Here is a 680-nt window from a genome sequence, read left to right on the forward strand (position 1 = left end):
CCACCGCTACGCCGTCACCTCCCGCGAGGCCCTCGCCCTGCTCGACGACCTCGTGGATCAGATGGAGACCCGCAAGCGCGAGCACGCCGGAACCACACGGCTGGTCCCGATCACACGGGACACTCCGTTGGAGATCGTGGAGTTCGACGAGATCGGTGCCCTGCTGCGCTACGTCGGGGACCGCAAGACTCGCGAGGCGATCACCGAGCGGATCGCTCTGTTGACCACGCAGGGCCGGGCGCTGGGGTTCACCGTCCGCGGCTACGTCCAGGAACCCACCAAGGACACCGTCCCCGTGCGCGAGCTGTTCCCACGACGCATCTGCCTGCGCGTGGCTTCCAAGTCCCACGTCGGGATGGTGCTGGGCGACCACGCCTACGAGCGGGGTGCGTGGGCGAACCGCATCGGCGAGTCCGAACCCGGCGTGGGCTACCTGTTCGGTGAGGGCGTCCGCGAACCCCTGCGCGTGCGCGCCGCGTGGGTCCCGGATGACGCGATCAAGGCCCTGGAGCGATTCGTCACCGCCCCATCGCCCGACCCGGCCGGTCGACCCGCACCGGTACTGCCGTTCCGCCCCGGCACGCCTGCGCTCCCTGCCGGAGGTGCCGCATGAACACAACCGAAACCGGCCCCGTCCCGATCGACCAGGACAAGCTCACCCGCGCCCAGAAGGCGATGCT

Annotated in this window: 1 pseudogene; it reads left to right on the forward strand. The window is 70.1% G+C overall.

The window, feature by feature from the left end:
• Positions 1 to 613: pseudogene (locus tag FVA95_RS29145) on the forward strand (cell division protein FtsK); the annotation flags it as partial.
• Positions 614 to 680: the final 67 nt, after the last annotated feature.

It is taken from the genome of Pseudonocardia sp. EV170527-09 (genome assembly GCF_008369905.1).
Taxonomy (GTDB): Bacteria; Actinomycetota; Actinomycetes; order Mycobacteriales; family Pseudonocardiaceae; genus Pseudonocardia.